Consider the following 26,796-nt stretch of genomic DNA (forward strand, 5'->3'; position numbering starts at 1 on the left):
TGCTAGCGTATCATCCGAAGATGATATCTATTTCGTTCTAATCCACCAACAGGGTTGGCGTTCAAAACATTTATTGATTAACGTCTTGCATGTTCAGTTTTCAAGGTTCATTTCGTTCGCCACTTCTTTAGCGACTCACTTATTATATCAAGATAACATTTCGTTGTCAACAACTTTTTGAAAATTTCTTTTCTTCTAAGTTATCGTCCTGACTAATTTAGTGTTGCTCAATCAGCAACTTTTATATCATATCAACTTAACATCACGTTGTCAACAACTTAATTCAAAGTGTTTAACCAACTATTTAAGTTGTAAGTTGCTGTCTTAGTGACAACGTTATTTACTATATCATCTTTAGTAATATGTTGCAATAGTTTTCTAGTAAAAAGTTAATATACAATGTAAACATCTTTGTTAGTTCTTACTATAAAGAAAGAAGCTCCCTACCATTTAGAGGGAGCTTCTTCTATATAATACTGTTTTAATTATCGTACCCAGATGAAGTAAGCAAGGAAAACAAAGAACAATACATACATCAATGGGTGAATTTCTTTCTTTCTACCTGCTAATAACATTGTGATTGGATAGAAGATGAAACCTACTGCAATACCTGTTGCGATACTGTAGCCTAATGGCATCATAATCATTGTTAAGAACGCTGGTACTGCGATTTCGAATTTATCCCATTCGATTAAGCGTAATGATGAAACCATTAATACCCCTACGATTATTAAAGCTGGTGCAGTTACTGCTGGAGTAATAACACTTAATAATGGAGAGAAGAATAATGCAAATAGGAATAAAACCGCTGTAACAACTGCTGAGAAACCTGAACGAGCTCCGGCAGCTACACCTGATGAAGATTCAACATAAGCCGTTGTAGTTGAAGTACCGAATAAAGAACCAACTGTTGTTGCAAGTGCATCTGCCATTAAAGCACGACCTGCACGTGGTAATTTATCATCTTTAACTAAACCTGCTTGGTTTGCTACAGCCATTAATGTACCTGCTGTATCAAAGAAATCTACGAATAAGAATGTTAATACAACGATTAAGAATTTAGTATTAAATAGTGAGCCCGGATCATTAAAGATTGGATCTAACGCTACACCAAATGTTGACGATACGCTTGGAATACCTGATACAATTGCTGTAGGTACTGCTACTAGACTGAAAATCATACCAACAATTGAAGTAATGACGATACCTAAGAAAATAGCACCTTGAATTTTTCTAGCCATTAAAATGACTGTTACAACAATACCAAACACTGCTAATAATGTTGCACCTGTAAATTCACCTAATGTGATTAGCGTTGCCGGGCTAGCGATGATAATTCCTGCACCTTGTAAACCAACAAATGTGACAAATAAACCAATACCTGCTGATACTGCATATTTTAATTGCGTTGGAATTGCATTAATAACTGTTTCACGAACACCTGTTAACGATAAGATAATGAAAATTATACCTGAGAAAAATACGCCTGTTAAACCTGTTTGCCATGGAATACCATATGTTAATACTACTGTGTAAGCGAAGAATGCATTAAGTCCCATACCTGGCGCTAATGCGATTGGGAATTTTGCGAGAATACCCATAATCAATGAACCAACTGCTGCTGCTAATGCTGTAGCTACGAACACAGCACCTTTATCCATACCAGCGTCCCCTAAAATCCCTGGGTTCACCGCTAAGATATAAGCCATTGCTAAGAATGTTGTAATACCACCTATAATCTCGCGGCGGTAATTTGTTCCAAGTTCTTCAAATTGGAAATACTTTTTCATGATAATCCTCCGTATGTCGTCTCATACATTTTTGAGAATAAAAAAGACATGCAACTAATTAAAAATAGTCGAATGCCTACGATTCCTTGCTAAGTATTCATACTCACAAGTTAATAAAAGTATCGGCAAAGCCAATTCTTTTAATCGTAGTCAAGTTTTTTAAGGTAACTTGGTAGATACTCTCGGGCCATATTCCCGTGATTATACGACGACGTTATTTATTTATTTATTTATAGTAGATAATATATCATGCTTCCCCTTCACTTACAATACATTATCCGAACATTTTTATCTTTTTGGATATTATAGTTCGTGTATTAGCTATTTTTTTCTGTAATTGTTATATCTTTAGCTACCATATCATTACAATAGGTACTCTATTTAATGATTTTATTAGTATGTGAAGACAACGTTTTACTGATAAGATGGTATAAACGGGACTGGAGAGGACATATTATATGACTAAAATCATTGAACCTTCACAACATTATGTAACAACAATAGAACAACAAGAGATTCTGCTAGAGGAAATTGAAGCGAACTCATTTCTAAAAGGATGCCAAATTGATTGCCGCTTTGGTACTCGCCAAGTAAACGAAGTTAAATTTGAAAACTGCATTTTTTTAACAGATGATTTTACTAATATGGAGTTTTTGGATGTCATTTTCGCGAAATGCGATTTATCCAATTGTAATTTTGCCGGGTCGGTTTTCTATCGCGTCCAGTTCGACACTTGCAAACTAATTGGTTCAAGCTTCTTCCGCACACAGCTCAAAAATGCCGAATTGCTCGATTGTCTTTTAAACTACGGAACCTTTTCCGACTCGAAAATGAATGCCGTCGCTTTTAAAGATGGTCAGTTAAATGAAAGTACTTTGCAAAATGTAAAGCTGACAAATGTAAAGTTTCAAGGAATGGAGTTAAATGGTGCTGACTTTTCAGATACAATTTTAAAAGGAATCGATTTATCAACTTGTTATTTTGAACAGCTTAATTTAGATCCAGACTTAGCAAAAGGTTTATCCATTCGTCATGATCAAGCTGCCGCAATTGTCTCCGTTCTTGGTATTAATATTAAATAATGCCAGGCGGGTTGATTTCCGCTACAATCAATTAAAAAAGGTAGTAACATACGTTAATATTGAACATAAAAAAACATTTTAACGGTAAATAACAACCTAATATCCCCCTAATCAACACACCTGAAATAGTGTATATAAAATAGCCGTCCCTATTAGTTAAGAGGTACGGCTATTATTATTCAAACAACTCTATAATATTGCTTTGATCCTACTTCTTTCACAGAAACATTGAGCTTCCACAATTCTATTACTATTTGTAAAGCCTCTTCCTTATCATCGTTCTCGATAGACATTTCTCTTGACTTCAACAATGCATTTGCTTCAAGCGATAAATCCGTTAACCCTGGCACCCATTTCTTGAACTGCTCCTTATATGGATTGCCCTCGTTAAAAGTATAACCGTGTTCCCCTAGCTCTTCTTTCAAGATTTTATCGCCAATTTCTTTTTTATATCTAAAAAGCTCTTGGCCATCATGACCAATAACCACTACATCTTTTTGATCCACATAAATAAATTCAATATCTTTTTTGTTATAACTCACATCGATTTCCCCAATTTTAAATACTAATGTTTCCTCGTTAATATAAATATTCAAAATTTCATCGAAAATGAATAGTGTCAAAATAATACCTCCTACAAACCCTAATGCCATCGTTGCAAAAATAACCCATCCCGCATTGAGACTGGCCACAAGTTTAAATGGCCCCTGGAACGGAATCCATTCTAACTTACTTGCCCAATCTGAAATCGACGGTAAAAAATAACCGATTACTAAACCAATTAGCGGCAGAATAAGCCATAAAAATATTTTATCCCCTTTAGAGAAATTTAAATGCACGGTTGACTGATGCATCGCTATCCCCTCCCATTACTTCATGACATCTGTAATCGTTTTTCTCCAATTAGTCAATTTTCATATCTAGCATTTTGTAATTAAATAGATAATCTAAAACTAACGCCAAAACCCTGACCTGCTCTTTCTACTAAGTTGAACCCCGCAGTCTTTTGTAAAATATGTATAATACATCATTAAATAGTTGCTGCACTTCTTTTATTTTCCGTATAAATGTTTCATCAGTCTCTTTCTAGCAATTCGCATGCAAAGTATATTCACTTAATACATTTAATAATATATCCTGTTCTTGAATCTCTTTTAGATTGTAATTAGCTTCTCTACTCCTAAATGCTGACACGACTGAATATACAGTTTGATGTAAATATGCTTTATTTATTTCAATAACCCATAATTTTAAAAATGGTTCTACTTGATTAAGGTGCATCTTTATACTAAATTATTCCTTCGTCTTTTGTCTATAGATACACAAAAAGTATCCATATATGTAATTAATGCATATATATAATAAAAATTTACACTCGATATACTGTGCGGTACGATATACCATGTAAGAGGCAGGTGACAATGTGAATATTAATGAATGGAAATCACAACTAAAAAGGGGTATCTTAGAATATTGTATTTTACTATTAATAAATAAACAGCCTCGTTATGGATATGAAATCATTCATGAAATTAGCCAGTGGAATATTATAGCCGCGAAAGAAAGTACTGTATATCCGCTGTTAAGAAGATTGCAGAAGGAAGATTATCTTGAGTCATTTTGGAAAGATTCATTAGAAGGATTACCTCCAAGAAAATATTACGAACTTACAGATAAAGGAGAAGAATATTTGGATTTGATGTCTAATGAATGGTTTGATTTAGTAGCAGTTATTTCTGAACTTCAATTAAGAGAGGAAGAGTAGCGTGGACCAAAAAGTAGAGAAATATTTACAGACAGTTTTTCATCACCTAAAACCACTATCACTTTCTGAAAAAACAGATATTATCAACGAAATTAAAAGCCATGTAAATGAAATGCACATAGACCAACAACTAGATATAGATACTATATTGAAAAACATGGGCGATCCTATTAACTTAGCTAAATCTTATGTAGGTGAAACATTGGCTAAAAACACAACGTTTAATTTAAAACAGTTATTTCGCTTAATTGCTTTTTATAGTATCACTGGTTTTTCCGGTATGATTGTTATCCCATTTCTTTCAATATTATCAGCAAGCTTATATGTATGTGCCTTTATCACACCTATCGCAGCAGTCATTAAAACAGTCGGTACATGGTTGGGATTCAATGTTCCCTTTGCTATAATTAACCTTGGATTTTGGGAAGTTCCAGCAGCTCTTAGTATTCCTGCAGCTATCCCGTTTACTTTTCTGTTTTATGTTGCAAGTAAAAAATTATGGATGATTTTGAAGAAGTATTTAGCTAACGTTTCAAAAAACTATCAAACACTACATTAGTCTTGCATTGTATACTTCTTATAAAAACCGTTTTCTATCATGACTTTCTTTATGTAAGAAAAATATATTAGCGATACAAATTGTACAAACAACTTCCTTACTAAAATTTTTCTGAGGAGATAAATTTCCTCTGCACTGGAGTCAAAAGGAGCTATCTAGATAAAAAAAGCTATAAACCTTATAAATTAAAGGTTTATAGCTTTTTCCCATTATTCCCACTCGATAGTTGCTGGTGGCTTAGACGTAATGTCATACAGTACACTCACCAACCATTGATACACATGGGTTTTACGCTTTTTATCAAAACAGAAAAATCCGTTCAAATCATGTAATTCTTGTCCTCAATAGTAGCTGGTGAACCCCCTGTTTACAACGTTATTATTTTGAATAACGGCTATGTCGTTTCAATGTCAAAATCAATTAGTGAGGAATGGATATCTGATGACGAGTTTTTTGTCACCGAATCTGAAATTTAGGAGAATAATAAACTCTATCATCAATTGAAAAAAAGAACTTCGAATAAGAAAAACATAGGGTGATTTTAGTCTTCCTATGTTTTCATTCATATTATTTATCTGTTTGTTTTTGCTTTTTTTCCAAATACTCCGCACGTATTTTTTCAAGTTGCTGCTTTTTATCAAATTTGGCAGGCTTGTGTTTTTCATGATACTTTGCCACAGCCACCTGACCTTTGGTATCCAATTGATATTTTCCCACTTTGTTCACCTACTTTTCTTGTCTTTAAAGAGAATCTATTCAACAAATATAATATACCTTATTTTACTGAAGTAAACCTTTTTACTTTATTAGTGTACTGCCTAACCTTGCATATATCAGTAAAAACTTAGTAAAATAATTCATTGCCAAATGGTATTCATTATACTTATCTTTACGACCTTAAATTTGCTGATTCATTTTAAAGTCATCAATCAAGTCGCTAATTTTAACTAAAACAAAAAACTCTTCCAGTTATTTGTTTTAAATAACTAAAAGAGAGTTTAATTTTTGAAATATCAATAGTTGTACGTTAATCATTGATTTAGTTCTTAACAAACTACGTTAGACATTGATATGACTGCGTTTATAACCTGTTTAGTTTATATTACTGAACAGTCCTATTCCCACTCGATAGTTGCTGGTGGCTTAGACGTAATGTCATACAGTACGCGGTTGATATGATCAACTTCGTTTACTAAACGTACTGAGATTTTTTCTAGGACGTCCCAAGGGATACGTGCCCAGTCAGATGTCATGCCGTCGATTGAAGTTACAGCACGAATACCGATTGCGTAATCATACGTACGTTGGTCTCCCATTACACCTACACTGCGAAGGTCAGGAAGTACCGTGAAGTATTGCCAGATGTCACGGTCAAGACCATTTTTAGCGATTTCTTCGCGTAGGATGGCGTCTGATTCACGAACGATGTTTAATTTTTCTTCTGTTACTTCACCAAGTACGCGGATTGCAAGACCCGGACCTGGGAATGGTTGACGCCATACGATTGCATCAGATAGTCCAAGTTCTGAACCTAGTGCACGTACTTCGTCTTTGAATAATGTTTTTAATGGTTCGATTAGTTCGAATTGCATATCTTCAGGAAGTCCACCTACGTTATGGTGAGATTTGATCGTTTGTGCAGTTGTTGTACCTGACTCGATAATATCAGTATAAAGAGTACCTTGAGCAAGGAAATCCATACCTTCTAATTTAGACGCTTCTTCATCGAATACATAGATGAATTCGTTACCGATGATTTTGCGTTTTTTCTCTGGGTCAGAAACGCCAGCTAATTTACTCATGAAGCGCTCACGAGCATCGATTTTGATGACTTTCATATTGAAACCTTCAGTGAAAGTTTTCATAACTTGTTCAACTTCACCTTTACGGTTTAAGTTGTGATCAACGAACATACAAGTTAATTGGTCACCGATTGCTTTATGAATCAGAACAGCAACAACTGATGAATCTACGCCGCCTGAAAGTGCACAAAGAACTTTTTTGTCGCCAACTTGTTCGCGGATTTTTTGAATTTCAATTTCTACGAAGCTTTCCATTGACCAGTCGCCTTTAGCGCCACATACATCGAATACGAATTGACGTAGTAAGTCATTTCCGTAAACTGAGTGACGTACTTCTGGGTGGAATTGAACTGCGTAAAATTTACGCTCAGTGTTTGCCATTGCAGCGATTGGACATGAAGCGCTTGTTGCGATTTTTTCAAAGCCTTCTGGTGTTTCAGTTACTAAATCACCATGACTCATCCAAACAACTTGTTCTTTTGGTAATTCGCCGAATAAAGCATTATCATTTAATACTTGAATTTCCGCTTTACCATACTCACGGTGTGAAGCTTTTTCAACTTTCCCACCTAAAGCATGCGTCATTAATTGCATACCATAGCAAATCCCCAAAATAGGAAGACCTAAATTGAAAATTTCTTGATCTATGTGGAATGCATTTTCATCATATACAGAGTTAGGGCCACCAGAGAAAATAATACCTGTTGCGTTCATTGCTTTTAGCTCTTCTGCAGTTACAGTATGTGCATGCAATTCACTATAAACTCCGAACTCACGAATACGGCGAGTAATTAACTGATTATACTGGCTACCAAAGTCAAGAACGATAATTTTTTCTTGATCCATTAAAATTGAACTAGCTGACAACGTTTCCACCTCTTCTAATATTAATAACTGTCTACCTTCTCATTTTACACTACAATACGAAAAAAACGCGTCTGAAAGTTTTTCTTCATACGCGTTCTTATGCTCTACATCAAAAGGTGAATTTTTGCACACGAAATATTCGCGTCTTCATCCACCTTCATAGTCCAGTCATTTACGGCAACTTGGTAGAGACATCCGAACCTTATTTTCGAATATATATGAGGGTAACTCAGTCATTATAATTTTTCTCAATTTTACAGGTTGTAACGGTTAAAATCAACCGCTTGTACTATTGATTAAATATTCCCAACTTTCTTTCAGTTCTAACCAATTTATTTTACTTTTTTCATTACTATAAATTTGTTGCTCATATGAAGTCGTTATTTTACTCATATGCGTCGTACTATATCGCTCATCTACATAGCGTGCAAAGTCTTGTAACGTTTGTCCATTCCCTTTTTTCAAGCCTACATGCTCTAATTGTTTCAGAAGTAGATGGTATGCATGATCTAATGATATCTGTTCAGGTTTCTTCATACGATAAAACGCAATGATTGCTTTTGGAATCCACTTTCTGCGCAATAAGAATAGCAGACAAGCTATCACTACCAAAGCACCAACTATAGCCGCTACTATTTTCGTTGATAACATATTTGGTGCTGACTTTTCATCTTGCTTTTTCTTCGATTGTTTTTTCTCTTCTTCTTGCTTTGCTTTTTCTTCTTTTGGCTGTTCTTTTTCCTTCTTTTTTGCCTCTTTTTGCTTCGCATTTTCTTTTTCTTTTTTTGGATTGATCGGTGTAGGTTCTTGTTTTTCATCTACGTCATCCAGCACATTATCAAAACCATCAAAGCCGATTGTCGGTTCAAACGACATCCAACCAACTCCAGGCATATACGCTTCCACCCATGAATGTGCATTATTATTTGTGATGACAAATTCCTTCTTATCTCCGTCAGCATCTTTAATTTCTTCACCTTCAGAAAATCCTTTTACCCAACGTGCTGGAATACCAACAGAGCGTAGCAGAACGACCATTGAACTTGAGAAGTTATCACAATAGCCCACTTTAGTATCGAACAAAAACTGATCGACATAATCATCATCTTTACCCGGAATTGCTACATCCTCGCGATTATAAACATATTTATTATTGCGGAAATAGCTTACTATAGCATTCGCTTTATCGTATAAGCTCTTTTCATCCTCTGTGATAGAAATCGCGAGTTTCTTCACACGTTTCGGTAATTTTTTAGGTAATTGTAAATACGCTTCATAATCCTTTGATAACTTTTTCAAATCATTAGTATGTGTGTTTTCTAACGTCTTCAAACTATATTTTGGTGAACTATAAGATACTGCGTAGGCATCTAATGCAATTTCTTTTTTGTCTTTTAACGGACGAATTTTTTCTCCGTCAATTTCTCGATAGAAAGAGATTCCTGTTTTTTTGCCCTCAACTGCTTTCAAACCATATGGCTGCATGATGAATTTGAAATCTTTATGCATCTTAATTCCTGCACTAGTCTGATTGACATTACTTCCTGGCTTAATGCTTAAAGGAATATTCTCACCATAGTCAAATATCTCAACATATACATCACCTTTTTTACGTTCCCAACCTTTAGATGTATAAATATCTTTCGTTTCCACTCGCCAATATTGTTTACTCTCTGCTGTTGCATTGAAGACGATACGGCTATCTTCTTTAAATGGTCCTCCTAATTGTTTATCATCTTCGACATAGCCAATCTTCCCGATAGTGGAATCATTTTTACCTTGTTGGTCAATTAATGTAGAAATTGACTGCGGCAACGTTGCCATCGGTCCTTTTTTCGGCATTGCATAAGCAAATACAGTACTCGCAACAAGCATGACCCCTAACGGAATGAGAACAGCGATATACTTCGCCCCTTTTCTCTCCACATCATTTGATTCAAATAAATTATTAACATATAAAGTCCCTAATAGAAGTAACCCTAAAATCATGATTCTAATAATGGCAAATTTAGCATTATAATCACTTAACGTATCCAATAATGCTAAAAAAATAACTGTTACGATTAAGAAATGAATAATCGTATGCTTCACGGTCACCCAGTAATGAATTAAATAAACCGTCATCCACAGTAAAATGAAAAATAATATACTACGAAACGAATTCGTCACACCATCCCATTCTCTATGAATCAAAGCTTGCCAACTGATTTGAATATCACTTCCTAATGTTGTGATACTCTCAACAGAGAATACTTTTGTTCCTGTGTACACGTACATCAAAAACCACAATACAAAAGCGAGTTTAATACTAGCCGCTACCCAACCATTTAAATGTACTATTTTTGCTACTAAACAAATGCCAACGAATAATAAAAATAATTTTAAATGACCTGTATCAGTCAATTCAACAACAGGCACAAGCCATTCCCTTAGCATAAAGAAAATCATTGTATACATCGTCAATAAACTAATCGTTTTCGTGGTGGGGGTTTTTGTCATTTCAATACCCCCATAAAAGCATCTGCGAATTGTTCTTTGGCAATCGTAATTACTCTAATACCACGTACATGAGCCAATTTCTCCATAGCCTGCTCCTGCATAGACATTACTTGTCCTTTGTTGCGAACGACAAAGCATACACAGCCACGAGATGTTGTCAAAATATCCAACCAATCAGCTGTCAGCTCACTTGTCACAAATAGAATTTGAGCAGCATTTGCTAACGTACGATCTTGACCATATAGGGGTCCTACCGAATCCAACAGTTCGTCTTGCACACCTGCTAAATGGAACATCGCCTGCTGCAACTGACTTTCTGTTTGAATCGAATCAAAATACACGCGCTCTCTACCTGCTGATAGAAAAGACAATGTTATTTGCTGACGGACAACAGCGTTCAAAATGGAAGCAACTAATTCAACCTCATCCTCAAACAATGATGATGGCGAACAATCTAATACAAGGCATAGATCCTGTGATTGTTGATCCTCAAATTCCTTCGTACGAAGCTCTCCTGTTTTAGCAAATGTTTTCCAGTGAATCCAAGACATGCGGTCGCCGGCTTGATATTCGCGCAAACCTGTCACCATCGTCGTATCTCTCACAATAGCTGATGACACTGGGCTATTCCCTGTTTGCATACTCATTTCGAGTGGTCTAAAAATCATCTTCGTCACATTAGGATATACGACAACAGTACGCTTCGCCGGTATCAGTTCTGTTTTTTGAATCCATCCAAAGAAATCACTTACCGTCATTTCAATACCTTGTAATTGATGCTCCCCACGTGGTATTTCCTCAATTTCATATGTCCACTTAACTTGCTTTTTAAAACCAATTAACAATAATCTTTGCATCGGTTCCGTTGTTGCATTTGCCAATACTTCACTTGGCATCGCTTCATGAATTACTGCATATGCAATGGGCCAACTCATTTTTCGTTTTAAAGTCATCGTCATCTTCAACGAATCACCGTTTCTCATACGTCCCGCTTCAAGACTACGCTCCACTTCCATTGTTTTCAATGGGGTGAAAAATAACAGCAATGAATAACTAGCGAAAGGCAAAATCATGAAGAAGATAAACCAGCTTACAAAGCCGCCTTCTATAATGCCAAATGCCAATGTGCTAAGCAGTAGCAAAACGAGTAGCATCAGGCGTATTATTTTCCCTGAAACGTATCGTAATCTACTCCTCGTCATTGGTTTGTAGACCTTTTAATGGGCACAGCTGTATTAATCATAATGCGCCCTATGATTTCTTCAGGTGAGACTCCATCATAACGCGCGTCGGGGCGTAACATTAAACGGTGTGAGAACACAAATGGTGCTAAAAATTGCACATCATCAGGTGTTACAAAACTACGTCCACGAATTAGTGCATAAGCTTGCGCAGCTTTCATCAGTGCAATCGAACCACGTGGACTAACACCTAAATAAACATACTGGCTATCCCTCGTTGCACGAGATAAATCAACGATATAACCTTTCACAACTTCATCAACGAAAACATCTTTCACCTGTTTTTGCAAAGTGATTAATTCCTCTAATGTAATAACAGATGTTAATGAATCAATCGGTTTGCCCTGTTCTGCACGACGAAGTACTTCAATTTCATCTTCATAAGATGGATACCCCATTTTCATCTTCAATAAAAATCGATCGAGCTGTGCCTCCGGTAATGGATATGTACCCTCATACTCAATCGGATTTTGCGTTGCCATAACGAAAAATGGTTTTGGAATGCTGTATGTTTCCCCATCAATTGTCACAGCTGCTTCTTCCATACCTTCAAGTAAAGCTGCCTGTGTTTTTGGTGAAGTCCGGTTAATTTCATCAGCTAATACGATATTACCCATAATCGGACCTGGCCGGAAATGGAATTCCATATCTTTTGGGTTATAAATGGATACACCTAACACATCAGAAGGTAGTAAATCTGGCGTGAATTGAATGCGCTTAAATTGCGCCCCTATCGATTTCGCTAAAGCACGTACCATCATCGTTTTGCCAACGCCAGGTACATCCTCTAGTAAAACATGACCTTGTGCAAGTAATGCAACTACGCTCAATTCCGCTATATGCTTTTTACCTATCATTACTTTTTCAATATTGCGTACGATCTCTTGAAGCTTTTCTTGTGTCTCCATCAATTGAACCTCCACTTTACAAAGTCTATTATTTTAGGTATTAGACAAAAAATAAGTCTTATGCACTGAATTTATATATATAATTGGCATTATTATACCATGCACTTCTGGTCTCGTTCGATTACAAATCATTAACAAAATAAAAAGCATGACTGCGATGAGCCACACTTTCATTAGTATTACACATTTCTATTCTTTGTTAACCCTACTTTCTTCATAAATAATTCTTCTAAATGATTGCATTTCGCCTGATCTAAAACTGTATGAATCGAACCTTCCAACAACACCTTCCCCTCATACAATAGAAGCACATCATCCGCTAACTCTTCAGCAAAGGACAATAAATGCGTTGAAAATAATATTGTTCTACCTATTTGTTTTTGTTCTTGTAAAATCGTTTTCAATTCTGCAATCCATAGCAGGTCTAACCCATTTGTCGGCTCATCTAAAACAATTAACCGCTCGTCTCCAAGTAAACTCTGTGCTAAGTTCAAGCGTTGACGCATTCCTTTTGAAAATTGGCTCACCTTCTGCTTACGATACTCCCACAAGCCAACACGCTTCAATACCTTTTCACGTTCAGCTGCCGACACTTTTTTCAGCCCGGCTAATAACTGCAAAATTTCTGCTGCTGTAAGTGCAGTTGGAAAATTAATATCATCCGGCATATAACTAATAGACCGTTCACCTGCCCAACAAATTTCACCGCTCGATTGCTTTTCTTCACCAATTAACAGTCGAATAAGCGTACTTTTCCCTGCTCCATTACCACCAGCGAGTGCAATAATCCGACCTTCATTCAAAGAAAAGGTTACATCTTGAAGCCCTTGATTCTCGGAATATTTTTTCACAAGCGCTTTTCCTTCGACAATCATGTTTGACACCCCCTTTTATTTAATAAAGATCGTGCAAGCACTAGTGGCAAGGCAATCCATAACAGCGTTACAACAGCATAAACAGCAAATCCCGTTGCTGAACTATAAAAATTCGTAAAGTCATAAAATGATGGTCCTAAAACAGACGGCTGTCCTGAGAATATAAAATAGCCAAAGCGAATCCACTCAGCAGGATTTAAATGAATCATAACAATCGTTAACTTTTGCAGAATATGCCCCGCAACAAGTGTTCCAACGGCCATTAACATGTACGACAACAACAACAATGCAAATGCCCAGACAACTAATGACAACGCCAATGCATGCAAGCGACTTTTCGCAATGACACCACAGAGTATTGCAAGTGCCGCAAAAATAAACACCGTCATAAAAGATAACCCTACAAAAACAAGAGGCAACCTCACTTGCCCTGTAAATCCACTCATCGCTAGCACAACACTAAATGCCAATATCAAAATCATAAAAAAAGATAGAAGCAATGCGATATATTTGCCAACAATATATTGCGTCACTGTCATTGGATATGTTTTCAACAGCGAAAACCAGCCAGACTCAAGGTCACTCGCCACCCCCATGCTACCAATTGTTAAAATAAACAAGGGTATTAGGAATAATAATAAATTTAAAAAACTTGCCGTCTGTCTAGTAAAACTTGACCCATCTGGTAAAGCAATTTGCTGAATCAATGAAATCGCTGCGAAGATCAATACAAATAATACGGCGACTAACTGCATCCAACGACTTCTCAACATTTGCTTCCACTCTAATCTTATAAAAAGTGCATTCATTAGTGATGAACTCCCCACTTGAAATCTTCTAAATCAGCGAAACTTAGAAGCTTACCAACCTTTTTCTCAGACATCCAATCTTTTGCCGCCCCTTCAGATTTGAATGCGATAACCCCATAAGACATCGGCGTCCACGTTTCTTTATCATAGACATAGCTAGCCGTCTTCACATCGACCCAGTCCTTGCCCCCTCCGTCTTTAATAAAAGCTTGACCTAGATTGTCATTATCCATGTCCTCCATATACTCAACTAAGCAACCTAAGTCATCAAACATTTTATAATCGCCATTTTTCAGCGCTATTTGCCCTGCATAATCCTCATGTACAATACTCATATTACACACTTCGCATACATCCGTTTCACTGACGATTTCTCTTGGTTTATATTCTTTATTACCACATGCCTGTAGCATTGCAACCAACATCACTACTAGCAGTATCCATCTCATTTTCATATCGCCGCTTCCCTTCTCCATAGCCATAGTCCGCTTAAGACAATTGCAATGCCAATTACAATTTTCCCTATATTCCGTTTTTGAGGTTGCTCTACACTTTGCAAACTCATCATTCTCGGTTTTTCATCGACTAATTGATCCGTTTCTATCGCATTCGTTTGTTTATCCATTTCGTTTAATAAAACGACACTCGGTGATTCGACAAAATATTGATAAGCTGGCTGTCTGACCATCCATTGGCCAAAACTCTGCAAAGCCACATAAGAACAATCACCAATGCCATCGTCATCTACATCGATGCCATCATAATCATCGTAATAGTTATGTTGTATCGTCGTTTCCGAACCATCTGACCGCAAATTAACGATATTGCCAATGAAATCATTTTCTATGACGCTATTCTCAGCATTAGAACGAATAAGTTCTACAGCACTTTGATTCATCTGAAATCTATTTTCTTTCATAGTAGACCGTTGTAGCTTTTGTGCTGAAATGGCCGTTCTATTTGATTGAAAAACATTGCCTTCAACGTCAATGTTTTGCCCATCGAACAATACAACACCAAAGCCATTCAAGCCATTTTGCTCGTTTATTTCATTACGCTGTAAATCAGTATTTTTTGTCATCATAAGCATTATGCCCGTTACATTTTTATTGAATTTATTTTCAATAGCCTTGGCATTTTCCGTATACATGAAATGAATGCCATAGCGACTATTTCTTATCACGTTATTTTGCAACTCAATCTGCGAAACATTTTCAATGTATAGACCGTCTTGCACTTGATTAATTTGAAGGCCGTTCATCTGTAGTCGCTTGCTATTAAAAGCCGCTACACCATTACCTTTTTTAGAATAATGTCCATCTATTCCTTGAATTATTGTTTCCGCTATCTCAACATCCTCTGCATAGTTAAGTTGGACACCGCTATACATAGACGTTAGCTTTAATCCACTCATATATAGATGGTTTACCTTCTTTACAGCTATACCAGTTTTAGCTGTTTTTAGTTGCAAATTTTCAAGTGTTACATCATTACTATTTTCGATTTGTAGCAATGTTTCTTTTGCAGTTCCTTGTAGAATCGTATTTTTTGAACCAATCACTTTAATAGGTTTATTTATCCGGAAAGAGCCTTTATAGATACCATCTTGAAGTTGTAGCTCACCACCAGCTGGTGTGGCGTCGATTAACTGCTGTAAGTCCATCGTTTCTGCTTTAGCAGGGAGTGCCACTAGCAGGAACAATGTGCTTAGTAAAAGCCACTTTTTCACCAAGAACAATCCACCTCCATTGAAACGACAAAAAGGCTAGAGATCTCCCTAGCCTTTGACGCATTATTAATGGTTATGTTTATCGGAATCTGACTTAGAGTCATCATGTCCGTGAGAACCCTTATCCATTTTACTTTCAGAATCCTTATTTTTCATTTTTTCCATTTTCTTTTTATAGCGCTCGTGTGCTATTTCATCAATTACTGAAACGTCAACAACTTTTGCTCCTTTGTTATCAGCGATAAACGCATCAGCACCTTCTTGATCTTTAAAGAAAGCAAAACCATAACTCATTGGTGTTTTTATATCTCCTTGTACGATAACTGCTTCATCTAATTTCAACCAATCTTTTGACGTAAAGTCTCTTACGAATTTATCCATCTTAGCACCATCGACGCGCTCTTGATTTAACATACAACCAATGTCATCAAAAAATGCTGTTGCACCGTCTTTTTTAATACCTTGCACACTAAATGCACCATATTCATGTGTTGCTTCATAAACTTCCATATTGCAGTATTCACAAAGTGAATCTTTAGTTGGTTCTTTCAAACGCTCGTCCACGGCATTACTTGCTGTAACCGTAATTTCTTTGTTAGTTGTTTCTGCTTCAGTAGTCTCCTTCTGTTTCCCTGAATCAGAATTAGATGCCTTGTCATCCTGCCCACATGCAGTCAACACCGCTACAACTAATACTAATAATATCCATGATAATTTCTTCACTTAACTCTCCCCCTTAAATATACCTATAACTATATATAATAAATGTGAGAGAAGATGAAAGTAACTGTGAAAAATCAGTAAAATAAGTGTGACATTTAGTGCTAAAAATGTTCATATCAAAGAAATTCATCCAATATAAAACCGAATACCCACAAAGGCATTCGGCTCGTCTATCCTATTCAATTACTTCCAAAAATCATCATAAACCGTAATCGGTAAATGGCGTTTATGTTGTGAACGTAAATAATACTCTTCTAACATCTTGCGTGCAGCTTCAGGAATTTCTTCACCTTCCAAATAGTCATCAATTTGATCATATGTAACACCAAGTGCCTCTTCATCTGGCAATGAAGGACGATCTTCTTCTAAATCTGCTGTTGGCGTTTTTTCATATAAATGCTTTGGACATCCTAGCTCACCAAGTAATGCCTTCCCTTGGCGTTTATTTAAACGGAATATCGGTACAACATCCGCTCCACCATCACCAAATTTAGTATAAAATCCTGTAATTGCCTCTGCCGCGTGGTCAGTTCCGATTACAACACCAGCATTTGTTGCTGCAATAGCAAACTGCACTTTCATACGTTCGCGTGCTTTTTCATTTCCTTTAACAAAATCAGAAAGTATGACTCCGGCATCGGCCAATGCTTTGACACCAGCATCTACAGCTCCTTTTATATTCACTGTATACACTTTTGTCGGTTGGATAAAATTAATTGCATCTTGGCAATCTTGTTCGTCTGCTTGCACTCCATAAGGTAGGCGAACAGCCCAGAAAGAATATTTGTCGCTACCTGCTTGTATATTTAATTCATCGACAGCTATTTGTGCGAGTTTGCCACTCAAAGTGGAGTCTTGGCCACCTGAGATACCTAGAACAAAACCTTTTACAAAGGAATGCTTTAAGGCATATGCTTTTAGGAAATCAACAGAGCGACGAATTTCTTCTTGCACATTAATTATTGGTAACACTCGTAATTCCTCAATAATTTGTTGCTGTAAATTTGCCATACAATTTAGCTCCTTAGCCAAGCTCAATTTCTTCGACCATATCTTTGACTTCTTGAATATTGCGCATTTTATTATCCCAACATTTTTGGCTTAAATCGACCGGGTATTCCTCTGGATTTAGAGAACGTTTGTATTCATCCCAAAGTAACTCTAAATTACTCGCTGCATATTCACGCATCTCTTGAACAGAAGGACTATCATAAATGATTTGTCCATTTTCAACGACTTTTGTGTGCAAGTTTTTCGCTTCAAAATTAGTGACGAATTTCGAGATGAATGTATGTACAGGATGGAACATTTTAATGCGCTCCTCTTGTTGTGGATCTTCATCATACATCGTAATATAGTCACCTTCTGCTTTACCATTTTCACGATCGATAATGCGATACAACTTTTTCATGCCCGGTGTAGACACTTTTTCTACGTTGGCAGAGATTTTAATTGTATCTTCCATTTTGCCATTTTCTTTTTCAATAGATACGATTTTGTACACCGCACCTAGAGCAGGTTGATCATAACCGGTAATTAATTTTGTTCCAATTCCCCACATATCAACTTTTGCATTTTGAGCTTTTAAATTCAAAATAGTATATTCGTCTAAATCATTCGATACAACTATTTTTGCTTGCGGGAATCCAGCGTCATCTAACATTTTACGTGCAGCTTTTGATAAAAACGAAATATCACCACTATCTAAACGGATACCTATGAAGTTAATTTTGTCACCAAGTTCTTGCGCTACCTTTATCGCAGTTGGTACACCCGATTTTAATGTATTATATGTGTCGACTAAAAAGACACAATCTTTATGACGTCTTGCATATGCATGAAACGCCTCGTAGTCATTTTTATAAGCTTGAACAAGTGAGTGTGCGTGTGTACCTGAAACCGGCAAATTAAATAACTTACCTGCACGTACATTACTTGTAGATTCTAATCCACCTATAATCGCTGAACGTGTACCCCAAATCGCAGCATCCATTTCTTGCGCACGGCGTGTACCAAATTCCATTACCACTTCATCTTTTACAATCTGCTTAATACGGCTCGCCTTTGTGGCAATCAATGTTTGGTAATTGACAATGTTAAGAAGAGCAGTTTCAACTAATTGCGCTTCTACTAATGGCGCTTCAATACGAGCAATTGGTTCATTACCAAAGACAAGTTCGCCTTCAACCATTGAATAGATGTCCCCAGTAAAACGTAAATCTCTCAAATACTCGATAAAATCTTCGTTATAACCTACATCATTTTGCAAATATTCTAAATCACTTTCACTAAAACGGAAATCACGTAAATAGTCCAGCATTCTTTCTAAACCAGCAAAAATTGCATAACCGTTGCCAAATGGTAATTTTCTAAAATACAGCTCAAACACTGCTTTTCTATTATGTATACCATCGGCCCAATACGATTCTGCCATGTTGATCTGGTATAAGTCTGTATGTAGCGCTAAGCTATCATCTGGATATTTCGATTTCATACTTAGTCCCTTCTTCCACCATCGTAATTAGTCATAGTATACACTATTTACCTGCAAACATGTTTTCATAAACACAATTCTATATTGGCATCTATTTTCTCATCATTTTTTAAGTGGAAATTACCTATTTTATCCAGTAATCCATAAATTATTGATTTGAACATTTGTTTTAATGGTGTTAACATTGTTTCTAAATCGAATAATCCCGTATAATTTCAGTAATTTGTACTGAAATTATCTACAGAACAACCTTAAATGGCCCTATTTTGGAATGTGTCACGTTTTTTTGATGATTTAAAATGAAATGACTTAAATCATTTGAAAATGCAGAGACTATTAGAAACCCATTTCTTACAATTCTATCGGGTATTTTTTGAATTTGTTTCATTAGTCATTTTTTAAAAAATCGGAGGATTTTATTCAATGAAAACGTACGAATTACATGTTGCTGGATTAAAGCGCCATTTACCTATTATTCAAATTAAAAGAAATCTATCCATAGCTAGCTTTATTATTTTAGGTGACACAGAAATGGTCGATACAACCGCTGTAGCCCTCGCTAAAAAGCTACCCGATATAGATGTAATCATTACAGCAGAGGCAAAAGGAATTCCTCTAGCATATGAACTTTCAAAACAAATGAACTTACCACGCTATGTTGTAGCACGTAAATCATTAAAATCTTATATGAACGACCCTCTCATCCATGAAGTACAATCTATCACCACAGAAGAAAAGCAAATCCTTTGTCTCGATTTTCAAGATATGGCCTTTATTAAATACAAACGTGTCGCAATCATTGATGATATCATCAGCACCGGTGAATCCATCAAGATATTAGAAGAGCTAGTATCAAAAGCAGGTGGTCGAGTTATTGCAAAAGCAGCAATTTTAGCCGAAGGCGCCGCCGCAGAAAGAGATGATATCATCTTTTTAGCGGAATTGCCTTTATTCGTCCATGAACAATGAATACAAATTGTACAGGCCAGTTCAATATACTTTGAATTGGTTTTTATTTTGTCAAAATTAAAAAATATGTTTTCTTTTGATATTAGGTTTCATATTAAAAATAGAGATGCTTAGGCTTCTTAAATTTATGAGTTATCGTTTGAGGGAAATCTAGGCAAATAAACTACAAAGAAGCCAAAAAAAATTAATTACTTACAAGATTACTAGCAACTTAAGATTCACCAAACAATCATACAAAATTAGCCGATTCAACAGAAAATGACTTGTTATGCACAATAGAAAACGCTTGTAAAGTGATGGTAATACTTTTGCAAGTGCTTATCATGTTAATTAACTACTTCTTTTATATAGGAAGAAACTCAATTTTTTTTCATCATTTTGGTAATAAATAAAATACACTTACCAATGTCCTATTTGCATTATCGTTCTAACGCAAGTAGTGCTTTTTTCATTGGAATACCACTACGGAATCCTGTTAGTTGGCCATCTTTTCCGATGACACGGTGACATGGCACAATGATCAAAATTGGATTGGCACCAATTGCGGTACCGACTGCTCGTACTGCCTTTGGATTATTAATTTGATTGGCAATCGCTGAGTATGTTGTGGTTTCACCGTATGGAATTTCCTTTAATGCTTGCCAAACGGACTGTTGAAATTTCGTACCCCCTGCATCAAGTCTCATCATAAACTCTTTTCTCTCACCTTTTAAATAAGCTAATAGCTCTTCTTTATATGCGGCTAGTTTTCCATCATCCTCTACTAGACTGTACTCTTTGAATCGTTTTGCAGAGCCAGCATTTAACTCGTCCATACTAATCCCTACATAGTTTAGCCCCTGCTCTGTTGCAGCCAAATAGATTGTCCAATCTTCATATTCTAAAAACGTCCAATAGATTTCCATAGTCATGTTAACATTCCTCCGTTGTTGTCTCAAAAACGCTTTGGCGTTTCATCAATTATTATTTAAAATTGTCTAGATATATTTTGAAGTTCCGTATTTTTATACGTATTTGTTGCAAGTATTCTATAGGTATAATACCTATCACTGTCCCTCATTCGGACGTGATCTATTATCTTTACTCACCTTCAGATTACTCCTTACTTTTTATTATAGTTATAGTATTCGGCTTTTTCTTGTTTGAAGTGCTGATTTAGAGTATAAAAGCAATATATTGAAAATCTCACTCGAGATTCTATTCATGCGCTTTCTTATTAAAAAATAACACCCCTATACATAGTAGAGACAGCTTCTTGAACTATGTTACAGTGGTAGTATAGATTTCTTTTCAGGAGGCTTACAAATGGAAAAAGTATATGAGCCCGCCATCCATCTCAATCACGTTGACTTCCAAATTGGTGATTCTAAAATAATTCAAAACATTACAGGATCTTTTCCAAAAGGAAAAATCACAACGCTCGTAGGACCGTCTGGTGCCGGCAAAACAACTTTGCTGAAAATGTGCAATGGCTTAATCTCCCCTACCGCTGGTGAAATTTTCATTCATAATGAACTCATTTCTACGTATAATCCGGTGGATTTACGTAGAAATGTAGGGATGGCATTGCAGTCTGCACCTATGATTAAAGGTACTGTTTACGAAAATTTAGAACTTCCATTAAAATTGCAAAATAAGAAATTAGCAGAAACCGGTGCTATTTCTTACTTAGGAGATGTAGGGTTAGATCGGTCATTTTTAAATAAAAATGCAGTTGATTTATCCGGTGGGCAACGTCAAAAAGTTTCGATTGCGAGAACACTAGTCAACCAATCTGAAATTTTATTATTAGATGAAATCACCTCTGCTCTTGATCGTGCTTCAGTGAAGGAAATCGAAGAACTTATCGTTAAAATCAATAATAAATATAATGTAACGATGATTTGGATTACCCATAACTTAGAGCAAGCATTAAAAATCGGTCACTACACTTGGGTTTTAATGAAAGGCGAAGTTATTGAAACCGGTGAAAGCAAGCTATTGGAAAACCCTCAAAACGAACTTGTGAAACGCTTTGTACAGGGGGTTATGGAATGAGCTATTTAGCATTATCCTTAACATTGATATTCGTATTGATTCCGTTAATTTTGTCCAAAACATTAAATCTCGGTTTAGAAAAAGATACTTTTATTGCGACGGTACGCTCCATTATTCAGTTGCTCGCTGTCGGGTATGTATTAAAGTTTGTTTTTGATTCGGAGCATCTCATTTATATATTCTTAATGATTGCTTTAATGATTGGTACAGCTACATTAAATGCACGTAAAAAGGGCAAATCAATAGACGGTATTACGTGGAAAATTGCTTTTACTTTACTGACTGTTGAAGTGTTGACACAGGGCATTATACTCGGTTTCCAAATTGTCCCTGCAACAGCGCAATATATTATTCCGATTAGCGGTATGATAATTGGGAATTCCATGGTATTATCAATTTTATTTTTAAATCGTTTTACTGCTGAAATGAGTGCTCATCGCGATCAAGTCGAACTTATTCTATCATTAGGCGGCACACCAAAGCAGGCTACTCATCACCAACTTATTAGTGCGATTAAGGCCAGTATGATTCCAACGATTGAAAGTCAGAAAACGATTGGGCTTGTACAACTACCCGGAATGATGAGTGGTCAAATCATTGCTGGTGCTGACCCCATTCAAGCTGTACAATTCCAATTACTAATCGTTTTCATCTTGCTAACAACAGCTGCTATGTCGAGTATTTTCCTTGGATTTTTGTCCTATCCAACATTATTTAATGACCGTATGCAAATGTTAAAGGAAAAATTTTAAATAAAAAGCTTCTTCTCTATTCGTTCTAGAGAAGGAGCTTTTTGCGTCATATTAATTGTACAGGGGTACTATTAGGCGTGTTGATTAACCTTGCATTTCCCGTAGGAGTCGAGCACCCTCGGCTACAATCAACTAAAAATGTAGTAACATACGTTAATATCGAACATAAAAAACCATTTTAACGGTAAATAACAACCTAATATTCACCTAATCAACACACCTGGGATATTATAAATTATTTAGTGTGCTTGTTGTAAAATGCTATAAAGTTTTCTACTACAGAGTCAAGGAACGCAATTGTACCATCATCTGTTAATTCACCAGCTTCGTTTAGCTTCGTGTGGACTGCTCCGATATATACTTCATTTCCTGGAAGTAATACTGGCACTAAAGCTGGGTTTGAAAGGATATCACGTAAATGTATTTGAGCACGAACACTACCTAAAACACCCATTGATGAACCTACAATAAATCCTGGTTTGTCTTTGATTGTGTAATCACCACCACGAGATAACCAGTCAATTGCATTTTTTAATGCACCTGGAATTGAATAGTTGTATTCCGGAACTGCAAATAATACAGCGTCAGAATTTCCAACATCTTCTTTGAATGCTCTTGCACCGGCTGGTGGGTTATTTTCGATATCTATTGAGAACATTTCAACATCATTAATTAGAACTGGGATTATATCCAGTTTATCTGCATAACGTGTTTTCATAAATTTTATAAGCTTTAAATTATTTGAAGTCGAGCTAGTGGAACCTATAATCGCTTTTACTTTTATAACCATTTATACTCTACATCCTCTTCTTTTATATATTTTAAAGCAATTTAAGCATATACCCTAAAAATAGGATATTCAAATAATTTGCCTTCTCAGTGAAAAATCCGTTAATTGTGAGAATATAATGTTTTTTGTAAAAATTGTGATATAATTTAAAAAAACTACAACAAGGGGAAATGGCATATGTCACTTAAAGATTTCTTTATCGAATTATCTGAAAATCAATTTTTAAATAACAATGCTAAAAAATACGGTTTAAAACTTGGTGCTCAAAGCGTTGTAGCAGGAACGAGTATTCCAGAAGTAATCGAGAGTATTAAGGAATTGAATGCGTTAGGTATTTCATGTACTGTAGACAATTTGGGGGAATTTGTTTACGACAAGGCAGAGGCAACTGCCGCAAAAGAGCAAATCTTAGCTGTAATCGATGCTATTCACGAAAGTGGAGTAGACGCTCACATTTCACTTAAGCCATCTCAACTCGGCTTAGATATTGAGTATGATTTCTGCTTCAATAATTTAAAAGAGATTGTTGCATTAGCAGATACATATGATATATTCGTCAACTTTGATATGGAAAACTATGATCGCCTTCAACCATCATTTGATTTGTTAAAAGAGCTTTCTCAGGACCATGACAATATCGGAACAGTTATTCAAGCATACTTTTTCCGTGCTGAAGAAGATATTGAGAAGTTTAAAAACTACCGTTTACGCATCGTAAAAGGCGCTTACAAAGAGCCTAGTCATGTTGCTTACCAAACGAAAGAAGAAATCAATCAAAACTATATACAATTACTTGAGTATCATCTACTAAATGGTAAATTCACATCGATTGCAACACATGACCATAATGTCATTAATCATATAAAACAATTCATCAAAGATAATAATATTCCACATAACAAATATGAGTTCCAAATGCTTTATGGCTTCCGTCGTGATATGCAAGTAGCACTTGCAAAAGAAGGCTACAACTTCTGCACATATGTACCATTTGGACAAGATTGGTACGGCTACTTTATGCGTCGCTTAGCTGAGCGCCCACAGAATATGGAGCTTATTGTTAAACAAGTATTTAATAAAAAAACAAATACGATATTAGGTGTTGCAGCTGCTGCATTTGCCATTGGACGTTTTACGAAAAGAAGAAAATAAAAATGAAAAAGCGTGAGGCCGGTCTACGAAACCAACCTCATGCTTTTTTAATAAGGTTCTGCATCATGTCCTTTTTCAATAGCTATTTCAGGTTCTTTATCACCATCTATATTTGCTAGTGGCCTTTGAGTAGACGTGTGCTCTTTTTCATTTTGTAGTCCCTCTTTTAATCGGCGACCATAGTCTGTATCAGCTTCTTCAGCTAATGCTATCATCGCCTTTTGAATCTTCTCATCACAGCTTGATAAGTCGCCGATAAGATTTCCTAGAAGTTCATCTTTTTCCCATTGCTCGAAATTACGATACGTTTCGCCTGCTTGCTTCGTATTACTTTGCCGGTCTATGGATTCATGTACCAGATTACCTTCTATAAAAGGCGTGTATTCTTTTGCTGTTTGCTTAGCCTCCTGCAAGCCACCAAGCATGGAAGGTTCATAGTTAATATGCGGATTTTGCCCTTGCGCTAAATCTCGTTTATACAACATTTGTCCCCCATTTTGATTTGTCGCAACGCGTTTCTTAGGCGCATTAATTGGTAGCTGTAGATAGTTTGCCCCGACACGATGGCGCTGCGTATCTGAATAAGAAAAGGTTCTACCTTGCAGCATTTTATCATCAGAGAAATCTAAGCCATCTACTAATACCCCTGTTCCAAATGACACCTGCTCTACTTCCGCAAAATAATCTTCAGGATTTTTATTCAATACCATTTTCCCTACAGGTAGCCATGGGAACTTGTCTTCTGGCCACAACTTCGTATCATCTAATGGGTCGAAATCAAGTTCAGGATGATCATTATCAGACATTATTTGAACATTCAATTCCCATTCAGGATAATCTCCACCCTCAATCGCATCATGTAAATCTTGCGTTGCATGGTTGAAATTTTTCGCTTGAATTTCTTCCGCTTCCCTTTGCGTTAAGTTTTTTATACCTTGTTTCGGTTCCCAATGGTACTTAACTAAAACAGCCTCTCCAGCACTGTTCACCCACTTATACGTATTTACCCCAGAACCTTGCATCATACGATAATTCGCAGGAATACCCCAAGGCGAGTAAACGAATGTTACCATATGAAAAGTTTCAGGCGAACTTGCACAAAAATCGAAAAATCTCTCCACATCTTGTATATTCGTAAGCGGATCCGGCTTAAATGCATGAATCATATCAGGAAATTTCATCGCATCACGAATAAAGAAAATCTTTAAATTGTTACCGACTAAGTCCCAGTTGCCATCCTCTGTATAAAACTTCACCGCAAAGCCCCGTGGATCACGCAATGTCTCAGGTGAATGACCCCCATGAATAACAGAAGAAAAACGCACAAAAACGGGAGTCTGCTTGCCCTTCTCCTGAAAAACTTTGGCTCTCGTATATTTAGTAACAGGATCCTTCCCTGCAGTTCCATAAGTCTCAAAATAGCCATGTGCACCAGCACCCCGTGCATGCACGACACGCTCTGGAATCCGCTCCCTATCAAAATGACTCATCTTCTCAAGGAAATCATAATTTTCTAAAGTAGCCGGTCCCCGATTACCAACCGTTCTTAAATTTTGATTGCTCGTAATCGGATGCCCTTGCCTATTGGTAAGCGTATCTTCCTCTTCAACATGACTATCATTATTGTGGGTCATAAAATAATCTCCTTTATGCTGTAATAAGACTATTTTGTCCTGTATTGGGTTGAATTAAACATACTAGGAAGCTCATTTGATATACTCGAGCTTTCATTTAACTCACTCAGCCTTCCATTTAACTCACTCGAGCTCATTTGATACACTCGAGCTTTGATTTAACTCTCTCAGTCTCCCATTTAACTCACTCAAGCTTTCATTTAACTCACTCAGCCTTCCATTTAACTCACTCGAGCTCATTTGATACACTCGAGCTTTGATTTAACTCTCTCAGTCTCCCATTTAACTCACTCAAGCTTTCATTTAACTCACTCAGCCT

At 36.3% G+C, this 26,796-nt stretch carries 25 protein-coding genes and 3 riboswitches; of the genes, 8 read left to right on the plus strand and 17 right to left on the minus strand.

The features are described 5' to 3' along the window. Window positions 1-181: hypothetical protein (locus tag JFL43_RS22645; protein WP_234447815.1), on the plus strand; the 181-nt coding region annotated here is incomplete at its 5' end. Window positions 182-485: 304 nt separating this feature from the next. Here JFL43_RS22645 and JFL43_RS15340 read toward each other — a convergent pair. Beyond that, window positions 486-1,790, minus strand: a complete 1,305-nt coding sequence (locus JFL43_RS15340) for an NCS2 family permease (RefSeq protein ID WP_200749712.1) — start codon at window positions 1,788-1,790, stop codon at window positions 486-488. Between the two features lie 127 nt (window positions 1,791-1,917). Beyond that, a riboswitch (purine riboswitch) is annotated at window positions 1,918-2,019 on the minus strand. 229 nt (window positions 2,020-2,248) lie between these two features. Here JFL43_RS15340 and JFL43_RS15345 point away from each other — a divergent pair. Next, window positions 2,249-2,872 carry a pentapeptide repeat-containing protein gene (locus tag JFL43_RS15345; protein WP_200749713.1) on the plus strand — a complete coding sequence of 208 codons (624 nt, stop codon included), beginning with the start codon at window positions 2,249-2,251 and terminating at the stop codon, window positions 2,870-2,872. 179 nt (window positions 2,873-3,051) lie between these two features. Here JFL43_RS15345 and JFL43_RS15350 read toward each other — a convergent pair whose 3' ends face one another. Further along, a complete protein-coding gene (locus JFL43_RS15350) occupies window positions 3,052-3,726 on the minus strand; it encodes a YqeB family protein (protein ID WP_200749714.1) in 675 nt (224 codons plus the stop codon). A gap of 569 nt (window positions 3,727-4,295) precedes the next feature. Here JFL43_RS15350 and JFL43_RS15355 point away from each other — a divergent pair. Together JFL43_RS15355 and JFL43_RS15360 are read left to right on the plus strand one after the other, a co-directional pair. After that, a complete protein-coding gene (locus tag JFL43_RS15355; RefSeq protein ID WP_100795766.1) occupies window positions 4,296-4,637 on the plus strand; it encodes a PadR family transcriptional regulator in 342 nt (113 codons plus the stop codon). 1 nt (window position 4,638) lies between these two features. Continuing rightward, window positions 4,639-5,196: an HAAS signaling domain-containing protein gene (locus tag JFL43_RS15360; protein ID WP_100795765.1), complete on the plus strand. Its 558-nt coding sequence runs from the start codon at window positions 4,639-4,641 to the stop codon at window positions 5,194-5,196. A 567-nt stretch (window positions 5,197-5,763) separates the two neighbouring features. Here the strand turns inward: JFL43_RS15360 and JFL43_RS15370 are convergent. The 12 genes from JFL43_RS15370 to JFL43_RS15425 all read right to left on the minus strand — a co-directional run bounded on the left by JFL43_RS15370 (window position 5,764) and on the right by JFL43_RS15425 (window position 19,143). Then, window positions 5,764-5,913, minus strand: a complete 150-nt coding sequence (locus JFL43_RS15370) for a hypothetical protein (RefSeq protein ID WP_200749716.1) — start codon at window positions 5,911-5,913, stop codon at window positions 5,764-5,766. Window positions 5,914-6,311: 398 nt separating this feature from the next. Next, window positions 6,312-7,844: a glutamine-hydrolyzing GMP synthase gene (gene guaA, locus JFL43_RS15375; RefSeq protein ID WP_200749727.1), complete on the minus strand. Its 1,533-nt coding sequence runs from the start codon at window positions 7,842-7,844 to the stop codon at window positions 6,312-6,314. A 161-nt stretch (window positions 7,845-8,005) separates the two neighbouring features. Continuing rightward, a riboswitch (purine riboswitch) is annotated at window positions 8,006-8,107 on the minus strand. Between the two features lie 34 nt (window positions 8,108-8,141). Then, window positions 8,142-10,364, minus strand: a complete 2,223-nt coding sequence (locus JFL43_RS15380; RefSeq protein ID WP_200749717.1) for a DUF4129 domain-containing transglutaminase family protein — start codon at window positions 10,362-10,364, stop codon at window positions 8,142-8,144. Continuing rightward, the gene (locus JFL43_RS15385; RefSeq protein ID WP_200749718.1) at window positions 10,361-11,566 is read right to left on the minus strand and encodes a DUF58 domain-containing protein; all 1,206 of its coding nucleotides are present in this window, start codon (window positions 11,564-11,566) and stop codon (window positions 10,361-10,363) included. The genes JFL43_RS15380 and JFL43_RS15385 overlap by 4 nt, the downstream gene beginning before the upstream one ends. Further along, window positions 11,563-12,513: an AAA family ATPase gene (locus tag JFL43_RS15390; protein WP_100795758.1), complete on the minus strand. Its 951-nt coding sequence runs from the start codon at window positions 12,511-12,513 to the stop codon at window positions 11,563-11,565. The genes JFL43_RS15385 and JFL43_RS15390 overlap by 4 nt, the downstream gene beginning before the upstream one ends. A 179-nt stretch (window positions 12,514-12,692) precedes the next feature. Beyond that, complete coding sequence (locus tag JFL43_RS15395; RefSeq protein WP_200749719.1) at window positions 12,693-13,388, minus strand: ABC transporter ATP-binding protein; 696 nt, start codon at window positions 13,386-13,388, stop codon at window positions 12,693-12,695. Then, entirely contained in the window at window positions 13,385-14,197 is an 813-nt protein-coding gene (locus tag JFL43_RS15400) for an ABC transporter permease (protein ID WP_200749720.1), read from the minus strand. Before JFL43_RS15400 ends, JFL43_RS15395 begins: the two co-directional genes overlap by 4 nt. Continuing rightward, the gene (locus tag JFL43_RS15405) at window positions 14,197-14,652 is read right to left on the minus strand and encodes a nitrous oxide reductase accessory protein NosL (protein WP_234447816.1); all 456 of its coding nucleotides are present in this window, start codon (window positions 14,650-14,652) and stop codon (window positions 14,197-14,199) included. Before JFL43_RS15405 ends, JFL43_RS15400 begins: the two co-directional genes overlap by 1 nt. Next, window positions 14,649-15,926 carry a right-handed parallel beta-helix repeat-containing protein gene (locus JFL43_RS15410; RefSeq protein ID WP_325166691.1) on the minus strand — a complete coding sequence of 426 codons (1,278 nt, stop codon included), beginning with the start codon at window positions 15,924-15,926 and terminating at the stop codon, window positions 14,649-14,651. Before JFL43_RS15410 ends, JFL43_RS15405 begins: the two co-directional genes overlap by 4 nt. Before the next feature lie 66 nt (window positions 15,927-15,992). Then, a complete protein-coding gene (locus JFL43_RS15415; RefSeq protein ID WP_100795754.1) occupies window positions 15,993-16,649 on the minus strand; it encodes a nitrous oxide reductase accessory protein NosL in 657 nt (218 codons plus the stop codon). 183 nt (window positions 16,650-16,832) lie between these two features. Continuing rightward, window positions 16,833-17,660, minus strand: coding sequence for an ammonia-dependent NAD(+) synthetase (gene nadE, locus JFL43_RS15420; RefSeq protein WP_200749722.1), 828 nt, complete (start codon window positions 17,658-17,660; stop codon window positions 16,833-16,835). Between the two features lie 13 nt (window positions 17,661-17,673). Further along, the gene (locus tag JFL43_RS15425) at window positions 17,674-19,143 is read right to left on the minus strand and encodes a nicotinate phosphoribosyltransferase (protein ID WP_100795752.1); all 1,470 of its coding nucleotides are present in this window, start codon (window positions 19,141-19,143) and stop codon (window positions 17,674-17,676) included. 185 nt (window positions 19,144-19,328) lie between these two features. Continuing rightward, window positions 19,329-19,430, plus strand: a riboswitch (purine riboswitch). A 136-nt stretch (window positions 19,431-19,566) separates the two neighbouring features. Between JFL43_RS15425 and JFL43_RS15430 the strand changes: the two genes are divergently transcribed. Continuing rightward, window positions 19,567-20,112, plus strand: coding sequence for a phosphoribosyltransferase family protein (locus JFL43_RS15430; protein WP_100795751.1), 546 nt, complete (start codon window positions 19,567-19,569; stop codon window positions 20,110-20,112). 419 nt (window positions 20,113-20,531) lie between these two features. On the opposite strand, the gene JFL43_RS15435 is transcribed toward JFL43_RS15430, so the two are convergent. Then, complete coding sequence (locus JFL43_RS15435) at window positions 20,532-21,023, minus strand: methylated-DNA--[protein]-cysteine S-methyltransferase (protein ID WP_100795750.1); 492 nt, start codon at window positions 21,021-21,023, stop codon at window positions 20,532-20,534. Window positions 21,024-21,417: 394 nt separating this feature from the next. On the opposite strand from JFL43_RS15435, the gene JFL43_RS15440 reads away from it, so the two are divergent. Both JFL43_RS15440 and JFL43_RS15445 read left to right on the plus strand, forming a co-directional pair. Then, window positions 21,418-22,149, plus strand: coding sequence for an ABC transporter ATP-binding protein (locus tag JFL43_RS15440; RefSeq protein WP_200749723.1), 732 nt, complete (start codon window positions 21,418-21,420; stop codon window positions 22,147-22,149). After that, window positions 22,146-22,901, plus strand: coding sequence for an ABC transporter permease (locus tag JFL43_RS15445; protein ID WP_200749724.1), 756 nt, complete (start codon window positions 22,146-22,148; stop codon window positions 22,899-22,901). Before JFL43_RS15440 ends, JFL43_RS15445 begins: the two co-directional genes overlap by 4 nt. Before the next feature lie 235 nt (window positions 22,902-23,136). Here JFL43_RS15445 and JFL43_RS15450 read toward each other — a convergent pair whose 3' ends face one another. Then, the gene (locus JFL43_RS15450) at window positions 23,137-23,691 is read right to left on the minus strand and encodes an NADPH-dependent FMN reductase (protein WP_200749725.1); all 555 of its coding nucleotides are present in this window, start codon (window positions 23,689-23,691) and stop codon (window positions 23,137-23,139) included. A gap of 177 nt (window positions 23,692-23,868) precedes the next feature. Between JFL43_RS15450 and JFL43_RS15455 the strand changes: the two genes are divergently transcribed. Further along, window positions 23,869-24,843, plus strand: coding sequence for a proline dehydrogenase family protein (locus JFL43_RS15455; protein ID WP_100795746.1), 975 nt, complete (start codon window positions 23,869-23,871; stop codon window positions 24,841-24,843). A gap of 47 nt (window positions 24,844-24,890) precedes the next feature. Here the strand turns inward: JFL43_RS15455 and JFL43_RS15460 are convergent, their stop codons facing one another. Then, a complete protein-coding gene (locus JFL43_RS15460; protein ID WP_200749726.1) occupies window positions 24,891-26,477 on the minus strand; it encodes a catalase in 1,587 nt (528 codons plus the stop codon). Between the last annotated feature and the right edge of the window lie 319 nt (window positions 26,478-26,796).

The sequence above is a fragment of the Viridibacillus soli genome, from assembly GCF_016612995.1.
In the GTDB taxonomy this organism is placed as follows: domain Bacteria; phylum Bacillota; class Bacilli; order Bacillales_A; family Planococcaceae; genus Viridibacillus; species Viridibacillus soli.

What these genes read in the sequence shown, in the direction of transcription:
- JFL43_RS15460 (WP_200749726.1), bottom strand. Translation starts at nt 26,477, where the DNA reads ATGACCCACAATAATGATAGTCATGTTGAAGAGGAAGATACGCTTACC.
- JFL43_RS15400 (WP_200749720.1), bottom strand. Translation starts at nt 14,197, where the DNA reads ATGAATGCACTTTTTATAAGATTAGAGTGGAAGCAAATGTTGAGAAGT.
- JFL43_RS15345 (WP_200749713.1), top strand. Translation starts at nt 2,249, where the DNA reads ATGACTAAAATCATTGAACCTTCACAACATTATGTAACAACAATAGAA.
- JFL43_RS15445 (WP_200749724.1), top strand. Translation starts at nt 22,146, where the DNA reads ATGAGCTATTTAGCATTATCCTTAACATTGATATTCGTATTGATTCCG.
- JFL43_RS15405 (WP_234447816.1), bottom strand. Translation starts at nt 14,652, where the DNA reads ATGAAAATGAGATGGATACTGCTAGTAGTGATGTTGGTTGCAATGCTA.
- guaA (WP_200749727.1), bottom strand. Translation starts at nt 7,844, where the DNA reads ATGGATCAAGAAAAAATTATCGTTCTTGACTTTGGTAGCCAGTATAAT.
- JFL43_RS15340 (WP_200749712.1), bottom strand. Translation starts at nt 1,790, where the DNA reads ATGAAAAAGTATTTCCAATTTGAAGAACTTGGAACAAATTACCGCCGC.
- JFL43_RS15350 (WP_200749714.1), bottom strand. Translation starts at nt 3,726, where the DNA reads ATGCATCAGTCAACCGTGCATTTAAATTTCTCTAAAGGGGATAAAATA.
- JFL43_RS15385 (WP_200749718.1), bottom strand. Translation starts at nt 11,566, where the DNA reads ATGACGAGGAGTAGATTACGATACGTTTCAGGGAAAATAATACGCCTG.
- JFL43_RS15435 (WP_100795750.1), bottom strand. Translation starts at nt 21,023, where the DNA reads ATGACTATGGAAATCTATTGGACGTTTTTAGAATATGAAGATTGGACA.
- JFL43_RS15455 (WP_100795746.1), top strand. Translation starts at nt 23,869, where the DNA reads ATGTCACTTAAAGATTTCTTTATCGAATTATCTGAAAATCAATTTTTA.
- JFL43_RS15395 (WP_200749719.1), bottom strand. Translation starts at nt 13,388, where the DNA reads ATGATTGTCGAAGGAAAAGCGCTTGTGAAAAAATATTCCGAGAATCAA.
- JFL43_RS15425 (WP_100795752.1), bottom strand. Translation starts at nt 19,143, where the DNA reads ATGAAATCGAAATATCCAGATGATAGCTTAGCGCTACATACAGACTTA.
- JFL43_RS15440 (WP_200749723.1), top strand. Translation starts at nt 21,418, where the DNA reads ATGGAAAAAGTATATGAGCCCGCCATCCATCTCAATCACGTTGACTTC.
- nadE (WP_200749722.1), bottom strand. Translation starts at nt 17,660, where the DNA reads ATGGCAAATTTACAGCAACAAATTATTGAGGAATTACGAGTGTTACCA.
- JFL43_RS15450 (WP_200749725.1), bottom strand. Translation starts at nt 23,691, where the DNA reads ATGGTTATAAAAGTAAAAGCGATTATAGGTTCCACTAGCTCGACTTCA.
- JFL43_RS15390 (WP_100795758.1), bottom strand. Translation starts at nt 12,513, where the DNA reads ATGGAGACACAAGAAAAGCTTCAAGAGATCGTACGCAATATTGAAAAA.
- JFL43_RS15430 (WP_100795751.1), top strand. Translation starts at nt 19,567, where the DNA reads ATGAAAACGTACGAATTACATGTTGCTGGATTAAAGCGCCATTTACCT.
- JFL43_RS15380 (WP_200749717.1), bottom strand. Translation starts at nt 10,364, where the DNA reads ATGACAAAAACCCCCACCACGAAAACGATTAGTTTATTGACGATGTAT.